The sequence below is a fragment of the Mucilaginibacter galii genome (assembly GCF_014635825.1).
GTDB classification, from domain to species: Bacteria; Bacteroidota; Bacteroidia; order Sphingobacteriales; family Sphingobacteriaceae; genus Mucilaginibacter; species Mucilaginibacter galii.
Genome location: NZ_BMDO01000001.1, coordinates 211,871 through 233,614, shown reverse-complemented (window position 1 = coordinate 233,614; position 21,744 = coordinate 211,871). Strand labels below are relative to the sequence as shown.

Here is a 21,744-nt window from a genome sequence, read left to right as displayed (position 1 = left end):
CGGGACGAAATTGAGGTTGTTTTTCTGCGCAGGCAAAAAAAATAACTCTACAACAATACATCACATCAAAAATAACGTTGCAATGAATTTTAGAGAAAGTTACTCTGAGGCGCTAATAAACACTTTTTGAGTTAAATAAAGGGCGAATTTTAGTTTGATAGTGTTGGAAATACACTTTTAAAAAGGCTGGCCTTTTATGTACGCTATGAGAGGTAATGATGTAGTGTTAAAGCTCAATGAGAAACTCAACAAGGTTCTTATCATGTGGTATATTGAGCTTTTTACGCAGGCGGTAACGCCTTATTTCTACACCACGTAGAGTAATGTTTAGTAATGACGACAGTTCCTTACTACTCATATTCATTCGCAAATAAGCACAAAGTTTGAGATCATTTGGAACAAGTTCGGGGTGCTGAGCTTTTAGTTTTTTAAAGAAATTCTCGTGTGCTTCGTTAAAACTCTTTTCAAAAAGGTTCCAATCCCGCTCATCATTCATACCCTCGGTTATCACTTTTTGTACTTTGCTAATTTGATCAGCAGGTAGTTTTTTGCCGTTCTCATCTTTGATCTTTAGCAGTTCATCGCTCAGCTTTTGAAGCAACTCGTTCTTATAAGCCAAGGTCAGCGCAGAATTTGAGAGTTCGCGGTTCTTAGCATCTAATTCAGCTTGCAGCTTTTCTGTCTGTAATAATGCAATTTGTTTTTCGCTGGCTTCGGCTTCTTTCTTTAAGAGTTCTTCCTGCTTTAGTTTTAGTCGGTCAGCAATTATCTGATGATCAATTTTCAACTTTTGCTCATAGAGTATTTTGCCTATATAAAGAACAACAGCTGCCAGTACCATATAAAGTACCCAGGCCCATTTGCTGGCATACCATGGCGGTAATATCTCGAAGTTAAAAATGGTGATCGCCGTCACTGATGAATTATCAATTTTGGCACGTACTTTAAACTGGTAAGATCCGGAGGAAAGGTTGGTAAAATCTTTTTGGGTAGCCATGCTCCAGTCAGACCATTGCTTTGAATAGCCCTCCAAATAATATTGAAACCTAATTTGCGACTGCCTGTAATAAGGTAACGCATAAGATATGCGAATGCTATTGCGGCTGTTAGGGATCTGCAACTCTTGGGTGCCACTGCCGTTTTCGCTTATGGTGATATATTTATCGGTAATATCGTCTATTCTACGGATGAGTACTTGAGGCAGTTTATGCTTAACGCTGTTTTGTGGATTTTCCGCGGTGTCATAAATTACGAATCCATCATCAATGCTAATAAGGTAGATGGAGTTACTAATGCGGCTTATATTTTCATAATATTGCACCATACGGCCGTCTAACATGCTGAAACGTGCATAATTTACAGGCAGTTGGCCGGGTTGTGAAAAGTTGACCAGTGCAACCTTCCCATGGTTAATGAACCAATACGTGTGGTTGCCTGCATTAATGATCTTATTTGAAGTTGCGAACGAACCCAACTTCTTATTTAATACCTCGTATTTGGTAAAGCGGTTGCTCAATTCATCGTAAGTGTAAAAGCCAGAGTCTGATGAGAAAACTATTTTGTTTTCGAGGTTGAATACGTTGATATTGTAATTGCCGGGCAAGCCATTCTTTTCGTCAAATGATTTTTTTGCGGTTACATGTGTAAAATCAGCACTTAGTGTGAGTTTGTTTAGGCCTTTATAAGCGTGGCTAACCCATATATCTCCTTTGCTGTCCTGCTCAATATGCCGCGATGGTTCGGTAAAGCCTGCAATACGTGTAAATTCTTTCCAGTTACCGCTGGCATCTTTATCAAACAGAGCCAAGCCGTTATATGTTCCTTGAATGAGGTATTGAGGGGCAGAGTTAAGCGGCTTTATGGTCCAGCCGCCGTTTAAGGTTGAAATTTTCTCGATGTGATCGTCCGTTACCCTAAAAGTGCCGTTGTTGTGACCGCATAGCAACTGGTTGTTTACCAATGATAGATCCCAAACCTGACCCTGTGAGTTCGGGATCATTTGAAAATTAAAAGCATTATTACCATCAAACCACTTGCTGTAGAACAAACCCTGGTTGGTACCTAAATAGATATTGCCGTTGTGAATAATGCTGGAATATACGGTGCCGAATTTGCCTGTTTTATCAAAATAGAAGTATAGCGGGGAGTTGAGCTCTATTCGGTCGATGCCGTTATCAAGGCCAGCCCACAGATTTTCGTTATTATCGGCATACAAGCTCAGTACGGTGTTGTTTTGTAAACCGCTGGTCTTATTAATTTGCTGAATAACTTTCCCCTCTTCGTCAATAATCACAAGCCCGTTTAAAATAGTACCATAGGCATAATACTTGTTCAACACTCGCACGCCGTTATTAAGCTGGTAAGTTTTTAAAAAGGCATTGGCCGGGGTATTGAAAGGCGTAAAGGTGCTGCCGTTATAAGTATAAAGACCATCTTTCATTGTACCTATCAATAACTCATTGTCTTTGTACGGCAAGATGGAGAGAATACCGTGTATTTTGTCACTACCGGGTAAGGCAACTAATTTTTCGCCAATTAGTTCGTAAAGCCCTGTATTGAGCACTTCTGCAAAAAAACGTTTGCCGCATTTATGCAGGAATAAGTAGGATGAACCCGACCTGACCGCAGTAATTTTACCATTTTGATAGATGTAAATAGTAGAAAACGACTGAAAGATAACGCGGTTACCGTCGATATAGATCTTCCAAATTTCGTCCGTCAATGCATATTTAGCTGGTATGAGCGAGGTAAGCGAGGTGAATTTAAGTTTGTTATTTTGATAAGCCCAGTATCCAAACTCACCAAAGCTACCGGTATAAATGCGGCCGTTGTTGTCGGCAGCCACAGAACGTACAATTTGCCGGTGAGGCATGGTGTACTGCTGCCAATAACGGCCATCGTAAACCAACAAGCCTTCGGCATTGCCATAATACATAATGCCATTTTTGTCCTGCGTAACCGACCAGTTTTGATTGCCCGACCCATAGGTGGATTTAGGATAGTTTTGGATATAAGGTACTCCAAGGCTTTTAATTTCGCTGGCCTGCAAAAGAAAGCTGCCATAAAAAGTAATAAGAGCGAGTAAGTATAATATCCGTTTTAACATAAGTAGGGAAAGCTGGCAGAGCGCCTATTGCTTCAGTAAATCGGTTAAAAAGTTAGGATAATCGGTTATAATACCATCAACATTTAAATCTTTCACTTGCTTCATCTCCTTAAGCTCATTAACCGTCCAGGGAGTAATGAGCATATTTTGCGAATGGTAGGTATCCACCATTTGTGCTGTAACCATACCGTAATGAGGGTTATAAAAATCAGGATTGAAACCCAAATCGGCCAGGTTTTTCTTCATGCTCACCTTAGCATCGCCGGTTAAAAAGCCCAGCGTTACTTTAGGGTATTTTTGATGCAATACTTTTAAAGGCCGTATATCAAAAGATTGTATAATAAGCCTCGAGCCCAGTTTATGGGGTTTTAAGACAGACATCAGCTTATCAACCAATACTTCGGGAGCAGGCTGCTCAAAACCATCAGTTTGCGGGTTAGATTTAATTTCAATTAGATAGTTAACCGCTTTAACCTTATGAGTTTTAGTGTGGTTTTCAACCGAATCAATTAACTCGGTAAGCAGGGGAGCATAGCACTCCATTTGTTGCTGTTGCGGAAAAGCGGCATACTTCTTTTTACCGATGACAAATTTACGGATATCGGCATAGTTCATTTGGTAAAAGGTATACTTTTTACGGTCAGCAGGGGCAATTTCGCTGCCATCAGGCATCAGGGTGTAATCGGGGTTAAAGGATTCGTCGTGATAAACAAGTACCTGCCCGTCTTTAGTGATGTGAATATCCATTTCAATGGTATTACAGCCCATTTCAATGGCTTTGGTCATAGCCTGTATGGTGTTTTCGGGCATTAAGCCCCGGGTTCCCCGGTGACCTATTTTATAAAACGGAGCTTTTTTCATCAGGGTATTTCCCGGCAAGTTAAACGAAAGAAGGATTGCCAATCCCATAAAAATACACATTTCCGTTAACAGGACTTTCAGCTTATATACCACCATACAAAGCAGGTAACTTATCGGTTTATTTTTTAAATGATCGAAGCGAGATCGCGCAGCAAAAGTACTCAACCTATTTCATATGGCGTAGCTTAATTGTATGTGGCTTATTTTCAATAATATCCTAAAATAATTGCGTTAATAAATCGTTAATTAATTGTATCTTTAAAGTAACCAATTATAAGCCAATGCAAAGGCTGCTTATTTTACTTACAACCCTTATTTTAACCTGTGCATGCAATATGGTACACGGTCAAGGGAAGGTTGTGCCTGTAAAATTTGAGCTCTATAATGATGTATTTGAGTCTACCGCCGATGCTTCTGTACAGGTTTCGTTAGATACAACTCTATCCAAACAAAGCATTCTCACATTCTATAACCAACTCGAGCATAGCAATTACCAGCCGCTGCTGAGCGCATTGCAGGCCTATAAAGAAAAACATCAGTTGAACGACTGGCTCTACTACCAGTTAGTACGCCGGGCAGCCCAGCAAATTAGCGCCAAAACCAATAACTACCCCCGTTACACGCTGTATAAATGGTTTTTGCTCACCAAATCGGGGTATGATGCACGGCTGGCTTTGGCCAATAATAAGCTCATTTTCTATGTATATAATGATGAGGATATCAGCGATATTCCGTTTTTTATGGTAGAGGGTAAGAAATATATGTGCCTTAACTATCATGATTATCCCAATACCAATTTAAACCATGAACCGCCTTTGCCCGTAAATATCCCTGTTTCAGGTGCTACAAAGGCTTTTTCTTACGAGGTTACGCGCATGCCGGAGTTCAAACCCGATAGCTATGTGGCTAAAAATCTGGCGTTTGTGTACAACCATAAAACCTACAACTTTAAGGTGAAGCTAAGTAAGGATGTAGATACGCTGTTCACCAATTACCCAGTGGTTGACTATAAATCGTACTTTAATATACCGCTTACCCGCGAAACTTACAGCTCGCTTATACCCCTGTTGCGTAATAATTTAAAGGGAATGGATCAGAAAAAGGGGGTAGATTACCTCATGCGCTTTACCCGCTATGCGTTTTTGTATGAGGACGATGAGTTGAACTTTGGTCGCGAAAAGCGCCTCTCGCCCGAGGAAACGCTGTTTTCGAGGTATAGCGATTGTGACGACCGAGCCGGTTTGTTCTTTTACCTGGTGAAAGAAATTTACGACCTGCCCATGATTGCCCTACTTTTTCCAACTCATATTACCGTGGGTGTGCAGTTTGATAAACCCGAGCGCGACGCCATAATTTATAAAGGTAAGGCCTACTCAGTTTGCGAACCCACTTTGCAACCCGAAGACCTGCGTATTGGTCAGCTTTCTTCTAAGTTGAAGAATTTGCCTTACGAGGTGGTTTACCAGTATCAGCCGGCTCAAATAATTAGATAAAGTTGCGCTAAAACTTCATATAACTTCAAATTTCTTCATTAAAATACTTTTGCTAAAAAAGGTAGTTTACACCTTTGGATTTTTGACGAAGCGGTATATTTTTTACTTCCTTCGAGAAGTCAAATTGAAAGCACCGACATCTAAAAGACTCGGGTCTTCTTTATAAGATTTGCGAAATGTTAACGGGCCTGCCTGAGTAATGTTCCCCACTCTCTAATGCTCAGATAAATTTACATTATATATTGACAAAATAGTATTATATCCTAAAAGCTATTATTCAATAGATTTGGTTCAATCAATTATAATAATCTTATGGGAAAAATTTTACGAATAGCCTTGCTGTTTGTATTCACTGTGCTATACGCTAATGTGTGGGCACAGGGTACAGAAACAACAGTAACAGGCACAGTCTCAGACAAACAAGGCAACACCCTCCCGGGTGTAACCGTTACGGTTAAAGATGCCAGAATATCAACCCAAACCAATGTAGACGGTAAGTACTCGGTACGTGTGCCGGCTACAGCCAAAGTGCTGGTGTTTTCCTTCATCGGTATGACAACCCAGGAAGTTAACATCGATGGCCGCACCGTGGTTAATCTTACTTTTGAATCATCATCAACAGCGCTTGCTGATGTGGTTAAGATTGGTTTTGGTTCTCAAAAACGCCGCGACGTTAACGGTGCTATATCATCGGTTACGGCGGCACAAATTGCCGATATTCCGCAGCCCAGCATTGATCAAATGCTGCAAGGTAAGGCGGCCGGTGTTACGGTTACACAAAACTCGGGTGGTCCGGGTAGTTCAACATCGGTACATATACGTGGTATTACAGCCTTTGGCGCAAGTGAGCCTTTATATGTAATTGATGGTGTGGAAAGACAAGGAAATGCACCTACAGCATTACTAACCCGCCCGGGTGGTGGACAGGAAGAAACTTCGGTAAGTCCGTTATCTTCTATCAACCCTAACGATATCGAATCGGTTGATATATTGAAAGATGCTTCTGCAACAGCTATTTATGGTAGCCGTGGCGCTAATGGTGTGGTAATTATTACTACTAAACGTGGTAAAAATGGCACAGCCCGTGTTAATTATGATGGCTTTGTAGGTGTACAGCAACAAGGTAAGTTTTTAGATGTAATGGACCTTCCGCAATATGCAGCTTTGCAAAACAGGCTTGCGGTTGCATTTGGTATACAGCCACGCGGTGAGTTTGCCGACCCAAGTATTTTAGGGCCGGGTACCAACTGGCAGGATGCAATTTTCCGCAGAGCGGTAATGCACAGTCATAATATTGCAGTATCGGGTGCTAACAACGGTACCGATTATTATGTATCAGGCGGATATTTCAAACAAGATGGTACCATTTTAGGCAGCGATTTCAACCGTTACACTTTCAGGGCCAGCATTAATTCCCAGGCTAAAAGCTGGCTTAAGTTTGGTTCGAGCTTTGGTGCAACCCGCAGTAACCAAAATGTTGGCTTAGGCAGTAATACCGGTATTGTTTACAATGCCTTATTAGCCTCGCCAGACCAAGCTGTTTACAATGCCGATGGCTCTTATGCAGGTCCGCAGGAATCGGCTAACGGTACCCGTTTAGGCGGTGTTAACCCGGTTCAGCAGGCTTTAAGCATTAGCAATACGCTAAATCAAAACAACATTAACGGAAGTTTAAACGCCGAGATCAACATCTTTAAAGATCTGAGCTTAAGATCTGAAGTTAGCGGCGATTTTAACTGGACCAACGGACAAACCTTCAACCCGTCTTACAGCTACGGTGCGGCAGGTAGCCAAAACCCTATCCGTAACGATAACGCCAGCCTAACCCGCCTAATTACCAACAGCACCTACTGGAGTTGGAAAGAATACTTTAACTACGGCCATGTATGGGGTAAACATAACCTTACCGCACTGGCCGGCCGCGAGGTATGGCAATCTTCATACGATAATGTTACCCTTGCGGGCTCGGGCTTTGTAGCCGGTAACGATGTGCGTACCATTAACCTGGCCAACACGCTGGCATCAAGCATCCCCGAAGAAAAAGCATCGCAGGTAATGGAATCATACCTTGCCCGTGTTATTTACACTTATAATAACAAGTACAGTATTACAGCCAACATCCGTAGCGATAAAAGCTCCAACTTTGCCCCGGGCAAACAAACCGGTTACTTTCCGGGTGTGTCAGTTTCATGGCGTTTGAGCGATGAGTCGTTCATGTCGGGTATTAAAAGCTTTGCCGATAATATTAAGATCAGGGCCGGTTACGGTGCCGTGGGTAACTCCAACGTGCCTAACTACGTTTACGGTGCCTCTTTACGTTCTACAGCCACTGCGTTTGGTACAGGTTTTATTATCCGTAACGTAGCCAACCCTAATTTAACCTGGCAATCGGCCTTGCAAAAAAACATCGGTATTGATTTTAGCTTGCTGAATAACCGTATTGATGGTGCTATTGATGCTTACGACAAAACCTCTAAAAAATTCCTGTTCCTGCAGCCGCTTCCTTACTTTTTGTTAGGTGGTCCTAATGAGTATGGCGATAACCCGGCCGGTATTAGTCCGCCGTATATCAACGCCGGTGAGATACAAAACAAGGGTATTGAGCTATCTGTAAACAGCCGTAACATTGTTGGTAAAAACTTTAAGTGGAGCACCAATTTCAATATTTCGCACTATCAAAACAAGGTGCGTTCATTAAACGGCGCCCCCGAAATTAACCAGTCTATCACAACCAGCTTTATTAGCTTAGCGGCTACTAAAACGGTGGTTGGCTTACCGGTAGGAGAGTTTTATGGTTTTAAGGTAAAAGGTGTAATTAAAAACCAGCAAGATCTGCAATATGCCGCAACCCATCCGCAAAACGTAACCGGTACCACACCACAAGTGGTAACCAACGACCCTGCACAGTCAAACTCTATATACCTGGGCGATTTGCAGTACCAGGATGTGAACGGCGATGGTAAAATAGATGTAAACGACCGTGCGCCCCTGGGTAACCCTAACCCTAAATTTACTTACGGCTTAACCAATACGTTCAACTACAAAGATTTCGATCTATCGGTATTCCTTTACGGTTCGTACGGTGGTAAGATTTTGAACGTGCTGAGCTATCAAACAGCAGGACTATCGGGCTTGTATACTAACCAGTTAGCGTCATCATCCAACTACTGGACGCCACAAAACGCCAACTCAGATATCCCTGCGCCACGTGGTGGTATTGCCAACCCTAACCTGGTTATGAGCGACAGGTTTTTAGAAAGCGCTTCGTACCTGCGTATACAAAATGTAAGGTTGGGTTACAACCTGCCGGCACGCTATGCCAAATATGTAAAGCTTACCAACCTTAAGGTTTATGTAAGTGCACAAAACCTGTATGTATTTACCAATTATTCAGGTTTAGACCCAGAGGTGGGTTCGTTTAACCAAAATCCTACCATCATGAACGTAGATTTAGGCCGGTACCCTGTTCCGCGTACCATCACCTTTGGACTTAATGCACAGTTTTAAAATTTGAATAACCATGAAAAAACATATAAAATATATATTGAGTATGGCAGCTGTTGCAGGAATGACGACAACGAGCTGCAAAAAAGACTTTTTTAACCGCCCGCCCGAATCAGGTATCACCGTAGGTAACTATTACCAAAATGCTGACCAGGTTAAGGCAAGTACCAACGGTTTGTACGGCTCACCATGGTTTGGCTGGAACAATAAGGTAGGCTGGGCAATTACAGAGCTGGCCAGCGGTAACGGTCGTTCTTATTCGGATGATGTGGTAGCTTTTGGTAATTTTTCGGTATCTAACACCAATCCCGAAATTGGTGCCGCCTGGAACTCGCCCTTTACCGTTATAGCACAGTGCAACGGTTTAATTACTAACCTGCCAACAGCTGTACCGGCCTCGGTACCATCAACGGTGGTAAACAACGCCCTGGGCGAAGCGCATTTGCTGCGTGCTGCGGCTTATTTCTACTTAGTAAGGGTATTTGGTAACGTGCCTATTATTGAAGATCCGCTGCAGTACGTAGATAAGTTTCAAACGGTAAATACCAACCCGGTAACCGATGTGTACAAGTTTATGGTAAGAGACCTGCAATTTGCAGAGGCCAATTGCTCGCCCAATGTTGCAGGCACCGGCCATGGCTCAAGTGGTTCGGCATCGGCATTGCTGGCCAAGGTATACTTGTACATTCAAGATTATGCCAACGCCCGCAAACAAGCCGAAAAAGTGATGAGCAGCGGTGAATTTACCTTATTGCCAAACTATGGCGACCTGTTTTTAACCGCCAACAATAACAACAAAGAGTCTATACTGGCCATGCAGTGGATACACAATGGAGGTTACGATTTTGGTAACTCTATACAAGGGTCGTGGGCATATAGCAGCGCTATTACTAAAACCGGCGACGGTTACGGCGTGCTGGCACCAACCTTTGACTTGCAGGATGCCTTTAGTGCAGCTAATGATAACATACGCCGCAAAGCATCTATAATGCTTCCCGGCGATACTTACCCCGAACTAAACCAGGCCGGGGGCGGTTACACTTTGCCGCTTAACGCCAGTTCGCAGGGTACGCATGCGCAGGCTAAAAAGTATGTGGTAGGTTCACCTGCCGATAATGGTGGCAAGAGTGCCGCACAGGCATCGGGCAATAACACTTACATTATGCGTTATGCCGATGTATTGCTTATTGAGGCCGAAGCTATTTTAGGCCAGTCTGCCAACCCGGGTACAGGCAAGGGTATTCCGTTAACTGCAACCACCACAGATGCCACCGCCTTAGGTGCACTTAACCAGGTGAGAAGAAGAGCAGGGCTGCCCAACCTTACCTCACTTACTTACAGACAATTGTTAGCCGAAAGGCGCCTGGAGTTTGCCCTGGAGCAAGATTACTGGTTTGACCTGGCCCGCATGGACGGCTTTAACGCGTCAACCCACCCAACAGCAACGGCCATTATTAAAGCGCAAGACAGGGGTACTTCGTCAGAAGGCTCGGAAGCCGCCGGTTACAAAGATTATGTGAGATACCTCAACGGTTATTTTACACCAACCGATGCGCGTTTCCTGTTCCCGGTACCTATAGGCGAGTCAACCTCCGATCCTAATTTACTTGCGCCACCTGTTCCATACATTTTCAAATAAGAAATTATCCAGATATGAAAAAGATTAATCATTTAACAAGTTACCTGTTGCTGGCTGTGCTGGTAATAGGTGCCTTATCATCCTGCAGAAAAGACACCAACGGGGATATTGAGGGCGGTAAAGGTGCACCTGCCATAAGCAGTATACGCACGGTGAGCAAATCAAAGGTAGATTCATCGTTAACCAATACCTACACCACTTACGATAATACAGGGAAACCAACCACGGTTACGGTACCCAACTACAACGCGCAAATATCGGCGTTCGATTCAACCACCACTACCGGTAATTTGGGTAACCTGTATGCCATCAGGGGTTCAAACCTGGCCAGCACTACCAAGATCGAGATCAATGGTGTGAATGTGATCTTTAACAGGGCACTTAGTTCTGATGAAGGTGTTATATTCAGCGTGCCGCAAAACGTACCAACCATACAGCCGCAGGCCAATAAACTGGTGCTTACTACCTTAAACGGTACAGTTTCTTATGATTTTACCGTATTGCCTCCGCCGCCAACCATTTCAACGTTGTCTAATTACAACTTTTCGGCCAACAGTCAAATTACCTTAAAAGGAATTGGCTTCAGTTCGGTGTCGGCTGTAAAATTAAGGGCTACCAACGAGGTGGTTACCATTATATCAAAGGTTGATACGCAATTGGTTATCAGAATGCCGGCCTCTACTGCAAACCGTTCGTCCCTGGTTTACACTTATACATCAGGTCCTAATACGGGCGCACAGGCTGGGTCAAGACAAGAATTTATTAATATTGATAAAGCCTACAAGGTATTTGCCAATAATGATTTTCAAAACGGATGGACCGATGCTTCATGGACAGGCCCTTCCGGCCGTTCAACAGCAACTTCAAAATCGGGTACAGCCTCTATAGTAGCTACTTACCCGGCAGGAGCCTGGCAGGTTGAAGGTTGGGCTAACTGGAACACCGGGATGGCTTACGATCCGGCTTACAAATTTTTAACCTTTTGGGTTAAGGGTGGCACGGTTGACCATGAGCTGGTTTTAGTGGGCGACCAAATGGCCGGTGGCTACGGGCAAGTGCAAAACGCAAATGCTTATGCCGCACAAAAGATCAAAGTTCCGGCTAAGGTTTGGACCTATTTTAAAATTCCTTTGGCAGCGCCGTCATCAACAGATGTTAACTCGTTAAACTTTTGGAAAAATGGTACTACCGCTAAGCAACTGGGCTTCTTTTTACAAGGCCAAACAGGCGACGTGAACGAAACCTATTACTTTGACGAAGTGATGTTTGTAAAATAAATCTTTGAATCAGAATAACACCACCCGGACCGTGCAAATGGTCCGGGTATTTTTTTAAGCTGCATTTATACTTTTAATGTTAAATAAGTACTATTTTGCTTATGCCAATTGCCTTGATGATGAATACGAATGTGATGCACGAAATCACTCCCCTAACTTCGGGAGATTGTTTTACTATTTTTTCGCGAATGAAGCAGAAATTCGATTTTCCGCTTCATTATCATGCCGAATACGAGTTGAACCTGATTTTGAACGCACCGGGTGCCAAGCGCATTGTTGGCGGCCACATGGAAGTAATTGACGAATTGGAACTGATATTGGTTGGGCCAAACGTATATCATGCCTGGGTAACGCACCAGTGCGAAAGCGAATCTATTACCGAAATTACCATACAGTTTCATAATGATCTGTTCGACGATAAATTTTTGAACCGCAACCAGTTAGGCTTTGTGAAAAATATGCTCGATTGTTCGCAGCGCGGTGTGCAATTCTCTAAAGAAACCATCCTGGCATTAAAGGACCGCATTATGTTCCTGAACCGTAAAACAGGCTTCGATTCGGTGCTCGAACTCATGTCTATCCTGCACGATCTGTCTAAATCGCGCAATATGAAAACCCTGTCCGATCCTTTGTTCGGTAACGAAAAGCATACCTATAACAGTCGTCGTATTGAAAAGGTATATGAGTTTATGTATGCCAATTACAGCCAAAACATTACCCTGGCCGAGGTAGCCAAAATAGCCAACATGCCCGAAACCTCTTTTAGCAGGTTCATAAAAAAGCGCACCAATAAAACCTTTATTGATAGCCTGAACGAAATAAGGCTGGGCCATGCTTCCCGCATGCTGATAGATACTACCTATTCGGTGGCCGAAATTGCCTATAAATGCGGCTTTAATAACTTATCAAACTTTAACCGCCTGTTTAAACGCAAAAAGCTCTGTATCCCCAAAGAGTTTCGTGAATCTTACACCGCAGGCAACCGTGTATTTATATAGCGATACTAAAGCTTCAATTTTTTGGTGTGGTTATATAAATACGTTTAAATGTTAAAATAGTATTATTTGCTCTGTAAGCGTAAAAGTATATTTGAATAACCAAATTATAGGCGTTTCTGCACAATTTAAACTCAAATTTTTGAGGGTTTAAAAGGCGTGAGTCTAAAGCCAGTTATGCCCTCTTACAAAGTATAGATGAAGTTATCCCTCATAGATGTTGCCATCATTATATTATACCTGCTAACTACAGTTTTTATAGGCTTTTGGTATAAGAACAAAGCCCGCGAAAACAAGGAGAGTTATATGATGGGCGGCAAAACCTTGCCCTGGTATATGCTGGGCCTGAGCGATGCTTCGGACATGTTCGACATTAGCGGTACCATGTGGATGGTAAGCCTGTGCTTTACCTACGGCATGAAAAGCATTTGGATACCCTGGCTGTGGCCGGTGTTTAACCAGGTGTTTTTAATGATGTACCTGTCGCGCTGGCTGCGCCGCTCTAACGCCACCACCGGTGCCGAATGGCTGGAATCACGTTTTGGAAAAACCGGCAAAAGCGTGGGTAACTCTCACAAGATCGTTATTGTGTTTGCGCTGCTAAGTTGCCTGGGCTTTTTAGCCTATGGTTTTATTGGCCTGGGTAAATTCATCGAAATATTTGTACCCTGGGATTTTGTTCAACCTTATATCCCGTTCAAGATAGCGCCCGAATACGTGCCGCATATTTATGGTATCATCTTTACCCTATTTGCCATGTTTTATTCCATACTGGGTGGTATGCACAGCATTGTGGTTGGCGATGTGATCAAATACATCATTATGACCATTGCCTGCATTTGGGTGGCCATTATTGCTTACATGCGCCTCAGCACAGGAACCTTAAATGTGCCCGGCGGGTGGTACAACCCTTTCTTCGGCACTCACCTCAACCTCGACTGGACCAAGATCATCCCCGAAGTGAACCGCAAGATCAAGAGCGATGGCTACTCGCTGTTCGCTGTGTTTTTTATGATGATGACCTTTAAAGGGTTTTTTGCCGCGCTGGCCGGCCCTGCGCCGAGCTACGATATGCAAAAGATCCTGGCCACCCGTTCACCCGAGGAAGCCAGTAAAATGAGCGGTTTCGTATCGCTCATCTTGCTGCCTATCCGCTATGCCTTGGTGATTGGCTTAACCGTGTTGGGCCTGCTCTACTTTCACCAAATGAACTTAAAGGGCACTACAGGGGAGATAGATTTTGAGCGCATACTGCCCGTGGTAATTAATAACTTTTTACCGGTTGGTCTGGTGGGTTTACTGCTTACCGGTTTGCTGGGTGCCTTTATGGGTACGTTCAGCGGTACGCTGAATGCAGCGCAAGCTTATATAGTAAACGATATCTACCTCAAATACGTGAACCCCGATGCCTCTACCAAAAAGGTTATTTATATGAATTACCTGGTGGGTATTCTGGTGGTGACTCTCGGCGTTATACTTGGCTTTTTTGTACGCGATGTAAGCCAGGTTTTAAACTGGATAGTATCGGCGCTTTATGGTGGTTACATTGCCTCTAACGTTTTAAAGTGGCATTGGTGGCGCTTTAATGCCAACGGCTTTTTCTGGGGAATGCTTTCGGGCATCGTCACCGCCATGGTGTTATCCAAACTCGTGGCCGATGATATGCTGCTGTATTATTTCCCGGTGCTGTTCGCTGTTTCGCTGGCGGGTTCAATTATCGGGGCTTATGCCGCGCCGCCTACCGATATGGAGGTGCTTAAATCATTTTACAGTAATGTACGTCCCTGGGGTTTTTGGGAACCCGTTAAAGCAGAGGTTATGGCACAGGATCCTTCTTTCGTGCCAAACAAAAATTTTAAACTGAATATGTTCAACGTAGTGCTGGGCACGGTGGCGCAGTTGTGCCTTACCATTTTACCCATGTACCTCATACTCATGCAACGCCTGCCATTAGCTGCCACGGTAACGTTGCTCGTCATTATCATACTGATCCTGAAAAGAACGTGGTGGAACAAATTAAATGACTATTGATTAATTATATGATACAGGATTTCGACTCAAAACTAACCCGGCTTCAAGATAAATATGCGCAATTGCTCAGCAGGCCCAATACGCCTCTGGCAGATAGCAATGGCGTATACCAGCGTTATCAATACCCTGTATTAACCGCTGCACACGCACCCCTAAACTGGCGTTACGATTTTAACCCCCAAACCAATCCGTTTTTGATGGAACGCATAGGGGTTAACGCCGTATTTAATGCCGGTGCCATTAAATGGAATAACAAATATCTAATGGTAGCCAGGGTAGAGGGGCACGACCGTAAATCGTTTTTTGCCGTGGCCGAAAGTCCCAACGGTATTGACAATTTTGCCTTTTGGCCTTACCCCATAGAGATGCCCGAAACGGATAGCCCCGATGTGAACATATACGATATGCGTTTGACCCAGCATGAAGACGGCTGGATATACGGCCTGTTTTGTACCGAAAGGCGCGACCCATCGGCACCAGCGCATGATCAGTCTATGGCCATTGCCGCCTGCGGTATAGCACGCACGCACGATTTGGTAAGCTGGGAGCGACTACCTGACCTCATCACCAAATCGGCCCAGCAGCGTAACGTGGTATTACATCCTGAGTTTGTAGATGGCAAATATGCCTTATACACCCGTCCTCAAGATAGCTTTATTAACGCGGGTACCGGTGGTGGCATTGGCTTGGGCTTGTGCGCTGATATGGCCAACCCGGTTATTGACCATGAGGTGATCATCGACAATAAAAATTACCATACCGTATACGAAGCTAAAAACGGACAAGGACCTGCACCTATTAAAACCGATCAAGGTTGGCTGCACCTTGCCCATGGCGTACGCAATACGGCCGCCGGCCTACGCTACGTGCTTTATATGTTCATGACCGATGCGAACGATATTACCAAAGTAACCCACAAACCGGGCGGCTATTTCCTGGCCCCCGAGGGCGATGAGCGTATAGGCGATGTATCTAACGTGGTGTTTTGCAACGGTTGGGTAAAGGATGATGATGGCAAAGTATTTATTTACTACGCATCGTCAGATACGCGGATGCATGTGGCCACTACCACGGTAGACCAACTGGTGGATTATGTGATGAACACGCCGGCGGATGAATTTCGTTCGGCGGCATCGGTTAAGGCTATTTACAAACTGGTAGATCATAACCAGCAGGCAGGGGTTGCTGTAAAGTAAAAAGTGATGGAACAAGTATCGGTGCAAGCTATCTCCCCAACGCTTCAGGCCTACAAAACTGAAATGACGCTGGAACTGCAAAATATCCTGTCGTACTGGATGCAGTATACACCTGATAAGGTGAATGGCGGTTATTATGGAAAGATAGACCACGAGAATATGGTTTACGCCGATGCACCAAAGGGTTCGGTATTGCATGCGCGGATACTCTGGGCCTTTTCATCAGCATATAATCTTGAACCGCATGCCGGTTACTTACAGCATGCCGAACGCGCTTATCAATACCTCGTCGAAAAGTTTATAGACCCAATTAACGGCGGTGTTTACTGGACGGTAGATCACCAGGGGCAGCCCTTAGATACCAAGAAACAGGTATATGCCAACGCCTTTGTTATTTATGCACTGTCTGAATATCATATGGCTTCAGGTAATACTGATGCTAAGGAGCTGGCCACTAAGTTGTACCATCTCTTGGTCCAAAAAAGTTATGATCAGCAACAAACCGGCTACCTCGAAGCCTTTACCTGCAAGTGGCAGCCTATTGCCGATCTGCGCCTGAGCGCCAAAGACGCCAACGAAAAAAAGACCATGAATACGCACCTCCACGTGTTGGAGGCATATGCCAATTTATACAAGATATGGCCCGATGCAGGCTTAAAACAGCAGATAACTACATTATTATATAACTTCCTGGATCATATTATTGATTTGGAAACCGGTCACCTTATCCTGTTTTTTGATGAGGAGTGGAACCGCCGGTCGGATATAATTTCTTACGGGCACGATATCGAAGCGGCCTGGCTATTGCTCGAGGCTGCAGAGATCATTGATGATAAAAACCTCATCAGGCAGTTAAAGCTTGTAGCCGTTAAAATGGCAGATGCCGTTTTAGAAGGTCTTGATGAAGATTTTGGTTTATGGTATGAATACGAGCCCGGCAATGATCACCTCATCCGCGAAAAGCACTGGTGGGTGCAGGCCGAAGCTATGATGGGCTTTTTTAATGCCTGGCAAATTACAAACGATGAGCATTACCTCAGGCTATCTGTTAACAACTGGGGCTTTGTAAAGCAGCATATTTTAGATAAAGTACGGGGCGAATGGGTTTGGGGTATTACTGCCAATGGGAGCCTCATGCCCGGCGAAGATAAGGCAGGTATTTGGAAATGCCCGTACCATAACAGCCGGGCTTGTATAGAGATCATTAAGCGTATTGTTTAAACCAATTAAACTATGAGAAAACTTATACAAACCGGTGCGCTTGCTTTAATGGGTAGCATGTTGCTGCTGCAAGCCTGTAAAAAGGATAAGCCGGGCAGCAGTGGGGGCGGTAACGACCCGGCACCCACGGCCGATACCGGCACCGGAACCGCGTTTACCACTAAAGCAACCGACCCTTCCACCGCAAGCACCGTAGGTTTTTTTATGGATAGCTGGCAGGGCAAAACTTTTACAACTGCTACCAGTACCACGCTGGCCGGTAAACCGGGTACCGGGGATGTAGGAACCGTTGTAACCGTAGACCTTAACCAGGTAACCACCAAAGTGCCGCAATACATGTATGGTAATAATATGAACGCCTATATGGGGCAGCTTACTGATGCTACCATGTTGAACCACATTACCAACTTAAACCCCGGTATTTTACGTGCACCCGGCGGCAGTTTATCTGACATTTATTTTTGGAACGCTGCCGATGGCAAAGCCCCGGCTGATGCACCCACACAGTTGACCGATTACCAGGGTACCGTTAGCAATGCCGGTTTCTGGTATGGCAAGAATACCGGCAGCTGGACCTGCAGCCTGGATAATTATTATGCCATGCTGGGCAAAACCAACAGCACGGCTATACTCACCGTAAATTATGGCTACGCCCGTTACGGTACAGGCCCAAACCCGGTACAAACCGCCGCACATTTAGCGGCCGATTGGGTACGGTACGATAGAGGCCGCACCAAGTACTGGGAAGTGGGTAACGAAAACTATGGTAACTGGGAAGCTGGCTATAATATTGATCAAAGCAAGAATAAAGACGGTCAGCCTAAGTACTTAACCGGCGATTTGTATGGTCAGCATTTTAAGGTATTTGCCGATTCGATGCGTAAGGCTGCCGCCGATGTAGGGGCTATCATTGAAATTGGTGCCGTAATGGCTGATGCCGAATACAGCACCAACCCAACCATCATCAAAAACTGGAACAGGCAGGTCTTGTCGAAAGCCGGCAACTCACCCGATTTTTATATCGTGCATAGCTATTACACCCCTTATAATACCAATGCATCGCCCGAAATTATTTTGCCAACTGCTGTTACCGAAAGCAAAGCCATTGCCGATTATATAAAGGCAAGTGCAACCGCCGCCGGTGTAACGCAAAAACCTATTGCCTTAACCGAGTGGAATATTAACTCCATAGGTTCGCGGCAAATGGTATCAAACATTGCGGGTTTACATGCGGTAATGGTATTGGGCGAAGTGATCAAAAACGGTTTCGGCATGGCTTCCCGCTGGGATATGGCCAATTCATGGGATGCCGGTAACGACCATGGCTTGTTAAACAACCCGTTTGCCACTCCCGAGCCCAACGCAGCACCTTGGAACCCAAGACCTGCTTTCTTTTACCTGTACTATTTCCAAAAATACTTTGGCGACCGCATGGTGCCCACCCTTACCCAGGGCAATGCAGATGTATTGAGCTATGGTTCTACCTTTAACTCTGGGCAGGCAGGTGTAATACTGGTCAATAAAGGTACCTCGGCACAAACGGTAGCTGTTAAAGTAAACAACTATGATATTGGCAATAATTACTACTATTATACGCTTAACGGCGGTGCCGATAATGGTAGCTTTTCGGCACAGGTCATGGTAAACGGCCAAGGTCCGGCATCGGGCGGTACAGGTGGCCCGGTAAATTACACGGGTATAGTGCCGTATTCGGCAGCGGTTACGGGCGGTATCAGGGTTACTGTTCCTGCTTATGGTGCCGTATTTATGGTAGTCGCTAAAAAATAGAACATCTTATGAAAATGAAAAAAATACGCACAAAAATTATACTAACGGCTTTATTAAGCGTTTTAACGGGCGCTATTGCACTGGCACAAGACGAAGCCCCGGTAAAGGTTGAAAAAAAGAATACCGTACAAAAAGTGACCAACCTGGCACCCACGCCGCCCATGGGTTGGAACAGTTGGAATACGTTTCAAGCTAAAATTGACGAAAAATTGCTGCGCGATATGGTAGATACCTACGTGGCAACAGGCATGCGCGATGCCGGTTACAAATACTTTGTGCTCGATGATGGCTGGATGGCCATGGAGCGTGACAAGAACGGAAGCCTTGTAGCCGACCCCAAAAAATTTCCGAGTGGGATGAAATCCCTGGCCGATTATGTGCACAGCAAAGGATTAAAGTTTGGTATTTACAATTGCGCCGGCGACAAAACCTGCGGCGGTTACCCCGGCACCCGCGGGCATGAATATGAAGACGCCCGCCTTTATGCATCGTGGGGTGTGGATTTTTTAAAGTACGACTGGTGTAATACAGATAGCCTGAACGCCCGCGAAGCTTACATTACCATGGCCCGTGCGCTGCAAGCCACTGGTCGCCCTATTTTATTTAGCCTGTGCGAATGGGGCAACCACCAGCCATGGCTTTGGGCCGATGGTGTAGGGGAGATGTACCGTGCCACCGGCGATATTACCGCCAACTTTGATAAAGACAAACACATGGGCACCTGGACAGCGCTGAGTGTAATGACTATTGTTGACAAGATGCCGGCAATACGCCAGTATAACGGCCCCAACCACTGGAACGATGCCGATATGCTGGAAGTAGGCAACGGTATGAGTTACGCAGAAGACAAGGCGCATTTTTCTATCTGGTGTATGTTGTCGGCTCCGCTAATGGCCGGTAACGACCTGCGTAAAATGTCGGCTCAAACCAAAGAAATTTTGACTAATAAGGAAGCCATTGCCATAAATCAGGATGCTATGGGCGTATCGGCCTACCGCAGTTCGGCTACCGATAGCCTGGAGGTTTGGGTAAAGCCATTAAGCAACAACAATTGGGCGGTATGCTTTCTTAACCGTGCCGGCCATGCGCAAAATGTAAACTACGCCTGGGCCGAACATGCTTTGCAGGACGCGCAGAGTAAACAAAGTGCAGACTTTACAAAAACCACCTACAAACTGCGCGATGTTTGGGCCAAAAAAGATGCCGGTACCACTAAAAAAGCTTTTAAGCAAAGCATTGCGGCGCATGATGCGGTGATGTTTATGCTGACCAAGTAAATATGAACGGTTTAATGGAGCGCCAAAACACGACTAAAATAAAAAACTGTCATCTCGAACGATAGTGAGAGATCCTGTTCGCATAGACTGGCTTGCTGCCGGCTGCATTAAACATGATTTCTCGTTATCACTCGAAATGACAAGTATGGTTAGCATAATTCATTAGAACGCAAAGCCAATATAGAATACAAAATGAAAAGTATACTTACTAAGCTTACCATAGCACTCGCCGCCCTTTGTCAAGGCGCACAGGCACAACAGCTCTATCCGCCCTGCGATCGTAAAGCCACTGTCGAAACCCATTTTCTGTTCAGCAGCATGCAGCGTTTACAGGGAGCCGGAGCACTATTTGGGCACCATGATGCCACGGCTTATGGCGTAGGGTGGAAGTTTGATAAAGACCGTTCTGATGTAAAAAGCGTGACAGGTTCTTACCCGGCCATTTACGGCTGGGACCTGGCCCGAATGGAACACGGCAGTGCGAACGACATTAACGGCATTCCTTTTAAATTGCAACGCAAACTCATTAAACAAGCGTATAACCGTGGGGGTATCAACACTTTTTGCTGGCATATGGATAATCCTTTCAATGGTAAAACCGCATGGGATACCACTCATAACTCGGCAAAAGAAATTTTGCCTGGCGGCAGCGCACATCAAACTTACGTTACCTATCTTGACCGCGTTGCTAAATATATCCGTACCTTAAAGGGGAGCGAGGGGGAGGCTATTCCCTTGTTGTTCCGCCCATTTCATGAACTAACAGGCAACTGGTTTTGGTGGTGCCGCAATGCCTGCACGCCCGAAGAGTTTAAAACGTTGTGGCGTTTCACCATCGATTATCTGCGCAACGAGAAAGATCTGCATAACCTGCTCATTGTATACTCGGTAGCCGACTTTGATACTAAAGAAGACTTCTTGCTGCGTTACCCCGGCGATGCTTATACCGATTTTTTAGGCTTTGATAATTATTGCACCAAAAGTGTGCCCGACTATCAGCAAAAGTTAGGCAGGCGTTTGGCCCTACAACAGCAAATTGCCGATGAGCATCACAAACTAAGCTGCCTGGCCGAAACTGGCTACGAGCAAATACCCATGGCCAACTGGTGGACCACCGTTTTACAACCCGAACTGCAAAAGAACAACCGTACCTCGTACGTGTTAGCCTGGCGCAACGGCCGCACCGACCATTATTACACACCTTACCCCGGGCAGGTAAGCGAGCAGGATTTTATAAAGTTTTTTAACAGCCAGGGCAATATCTTCCAAAACCGTTTAACGCCGTTGGCGGTGTATGGTAAGTATATAATACAAGGCACAAAATAGTTTTGATGATGAAGTTTATCTATAGTTTAT

The 21,744-nt window shown here is 44.9% G+C and carries 13 protein-coding genes; 11 read left to right on the top strand and 2 right to left on the bottom strand.

Features of this window, described 5'->3' with window-relative positions:
* Positions 1-226: 226 nt before the first annotated feature.
* The gene (locus IEV61_RS01055; RefSeq protein WP_188412974.1) at positions 227-3,106 is read right to left on the bottom strand and encodes a ligand-binding sensor domain-containing protein; all 2,880 of its coding nucleotides are present in this window, start codon (positions 3,104-3,106) and stop codon (positions 227-229) included.
* Between the two features lie 24 nt (positions 3,107-3,130).
* Positions 3,131-3,967: a glycerophosphodiester phosphodiesterase family protein gene (locus IEV61_RS01050; RefSeq protein WP_188412972.1), complete on the bottom strand. Its 837-nt coding sequence runs from the start codon at positions 3,965-3,967 to the stop codon at positions 3,131-3,133.
* 335 nt (positions 3,968-4,302) lie between these two features.
* On the opposite strand from IEV61_RS01050, the gene IEV61_RS01045 reads away from it, so the two are divergent.
* From IEV61_RS01045 to IEV61_RS00995, 11 genes are all read left to right on the top strand, one after another.
* Positions 4,303-5,460 (top strand): hypothetical protein, encoded by a 1,158-nt coding sequence (locus IEV61_RS01045; RefSeq protein WP_188412970.1) that lies wholly within the window; start codon positions 4,303-4,305, stop codon positions 5,458-5,460.
* 312 nt (positions 5,461-5,772) lie between these two features.
* The gene (locus IEV61_RS01040) at positions 5,773-8,967 is read left to right on the top strand and encodes a SusC/RagA family TonB-linked outer membrane protein (RefSeq protein ID WP_188412968.1); all 3,195 of its coding nucleotides are present in this window, start codon (positions 5,773-5,775) and stop codon (positions 8,965-8,967) included.
* 13 nt (positions 8,968-8,980) lie between these two features.
* Positions 8,981-10,603 (top strand): RagB/SusD family nutrient uptake outer membrane protein, encoded by a 1,623-nt coding sequence (locus IEV61_RS01035; protein ID WP_188412966.1) that lies wholly within the window; start codon positions 8,981-8,983, stop codon positions 10,601-10,603.
* A gap of 14 nt (positions 10,604-10,617) precedes the next feature.
* Positions 10,618-11,880, top strand: coding sequence for an IPT/TIG domain-containing protein (locus IEV61_RS01030; RefSeq protein ID WP_188412964.1), 1,263 nt, complete (start codon positions 10,618-10,620; stop codon positions 11,878-11,880).
* Positions 11,881-12,068: 188 nt separating this feature from the next.
* Positions 12,069-12,878: an AraC family transcriptional regulator gene (locus tag IEV61_RS01025; protein WP_229746993.1), complete on the top strand. Its 810-nt coding sequence runs from the start codon at positions 12,069-12,071 to the stop codon at positions 12,876-12,878.
* A 195-nt stretch (positions 12,879-13,073) separates the two neighbouring features.
* Entirely contained in the window at positions 13,074-14,906 is a 1,833-nt protein-coding gene (locus IEV61_RS01020) for a sodium:solute symporter family protein (RefSeq protein ID WP_188412962.1), read from the top strand.
* Positions 14,907-14,914: 8 nt separating this feature from the next.
* Positions 14,915-16,102, top strand: coding sequence for a glycoside hydrolase family 130 protein (locus IEV61_RS01015; RefSeq protein ID WP_188412960.1), 1,188 nt, complete (start codon positions 14,915-14,917; stop codon positions 16,100-16,102).
* Positions 16,103-16,108: 6 nt separating this feature from the next.
* Entirely contained in the window at positions 16,109-17,323 is a 1,215-nt protein-coding gene (locus IEV61_RS01010) for an AGE family epimerase/isomerase (protein WP_188412958.1), read from the top strand.
* A gap of 12 nt (positions 17,324-17,335) precedes the next feature.
* Positions 17,336-19,111 carry an alpha-L-arabinofuranosidase family protein gene (locus IEV61_RS01005; protein WP_188412956.1) on the top strand — a complete coding sequence of 592 codons (1,776 nt, stop codon included), beginning with the start codon at positions 17,336-17,338 and terminating at the stop codon, positions 19,109-19,111.
* Positions 19,112-19,119: 8 nt separating this feature from the next.
* On the top strand, positions 19,120-20,388 hold the full coding sequence (locus tag IEV61_RS01000) for a glycoside hydrolase family 27 protein (protein ID WP_188412953.1): 1,269 nt from the start codon (positions 19,120-19,122) through the stop codon (positions 20,386-20,388).
* Between the two features lie 192 nt (positions 20,389-20,580).
* Positions 20,581-21,714, top strand: coding sequence for a glycoside hydrolase family 26 protein (locus IEV61_RS00995; RefSeq protein ID WP_188412951.1), 1,134 nt, complete (start codon positions 20,581-20,583; stop codon positions 21,712-21,714).
* Positions 21,715-21,744 lie beyond the last annotated feature (30 nt).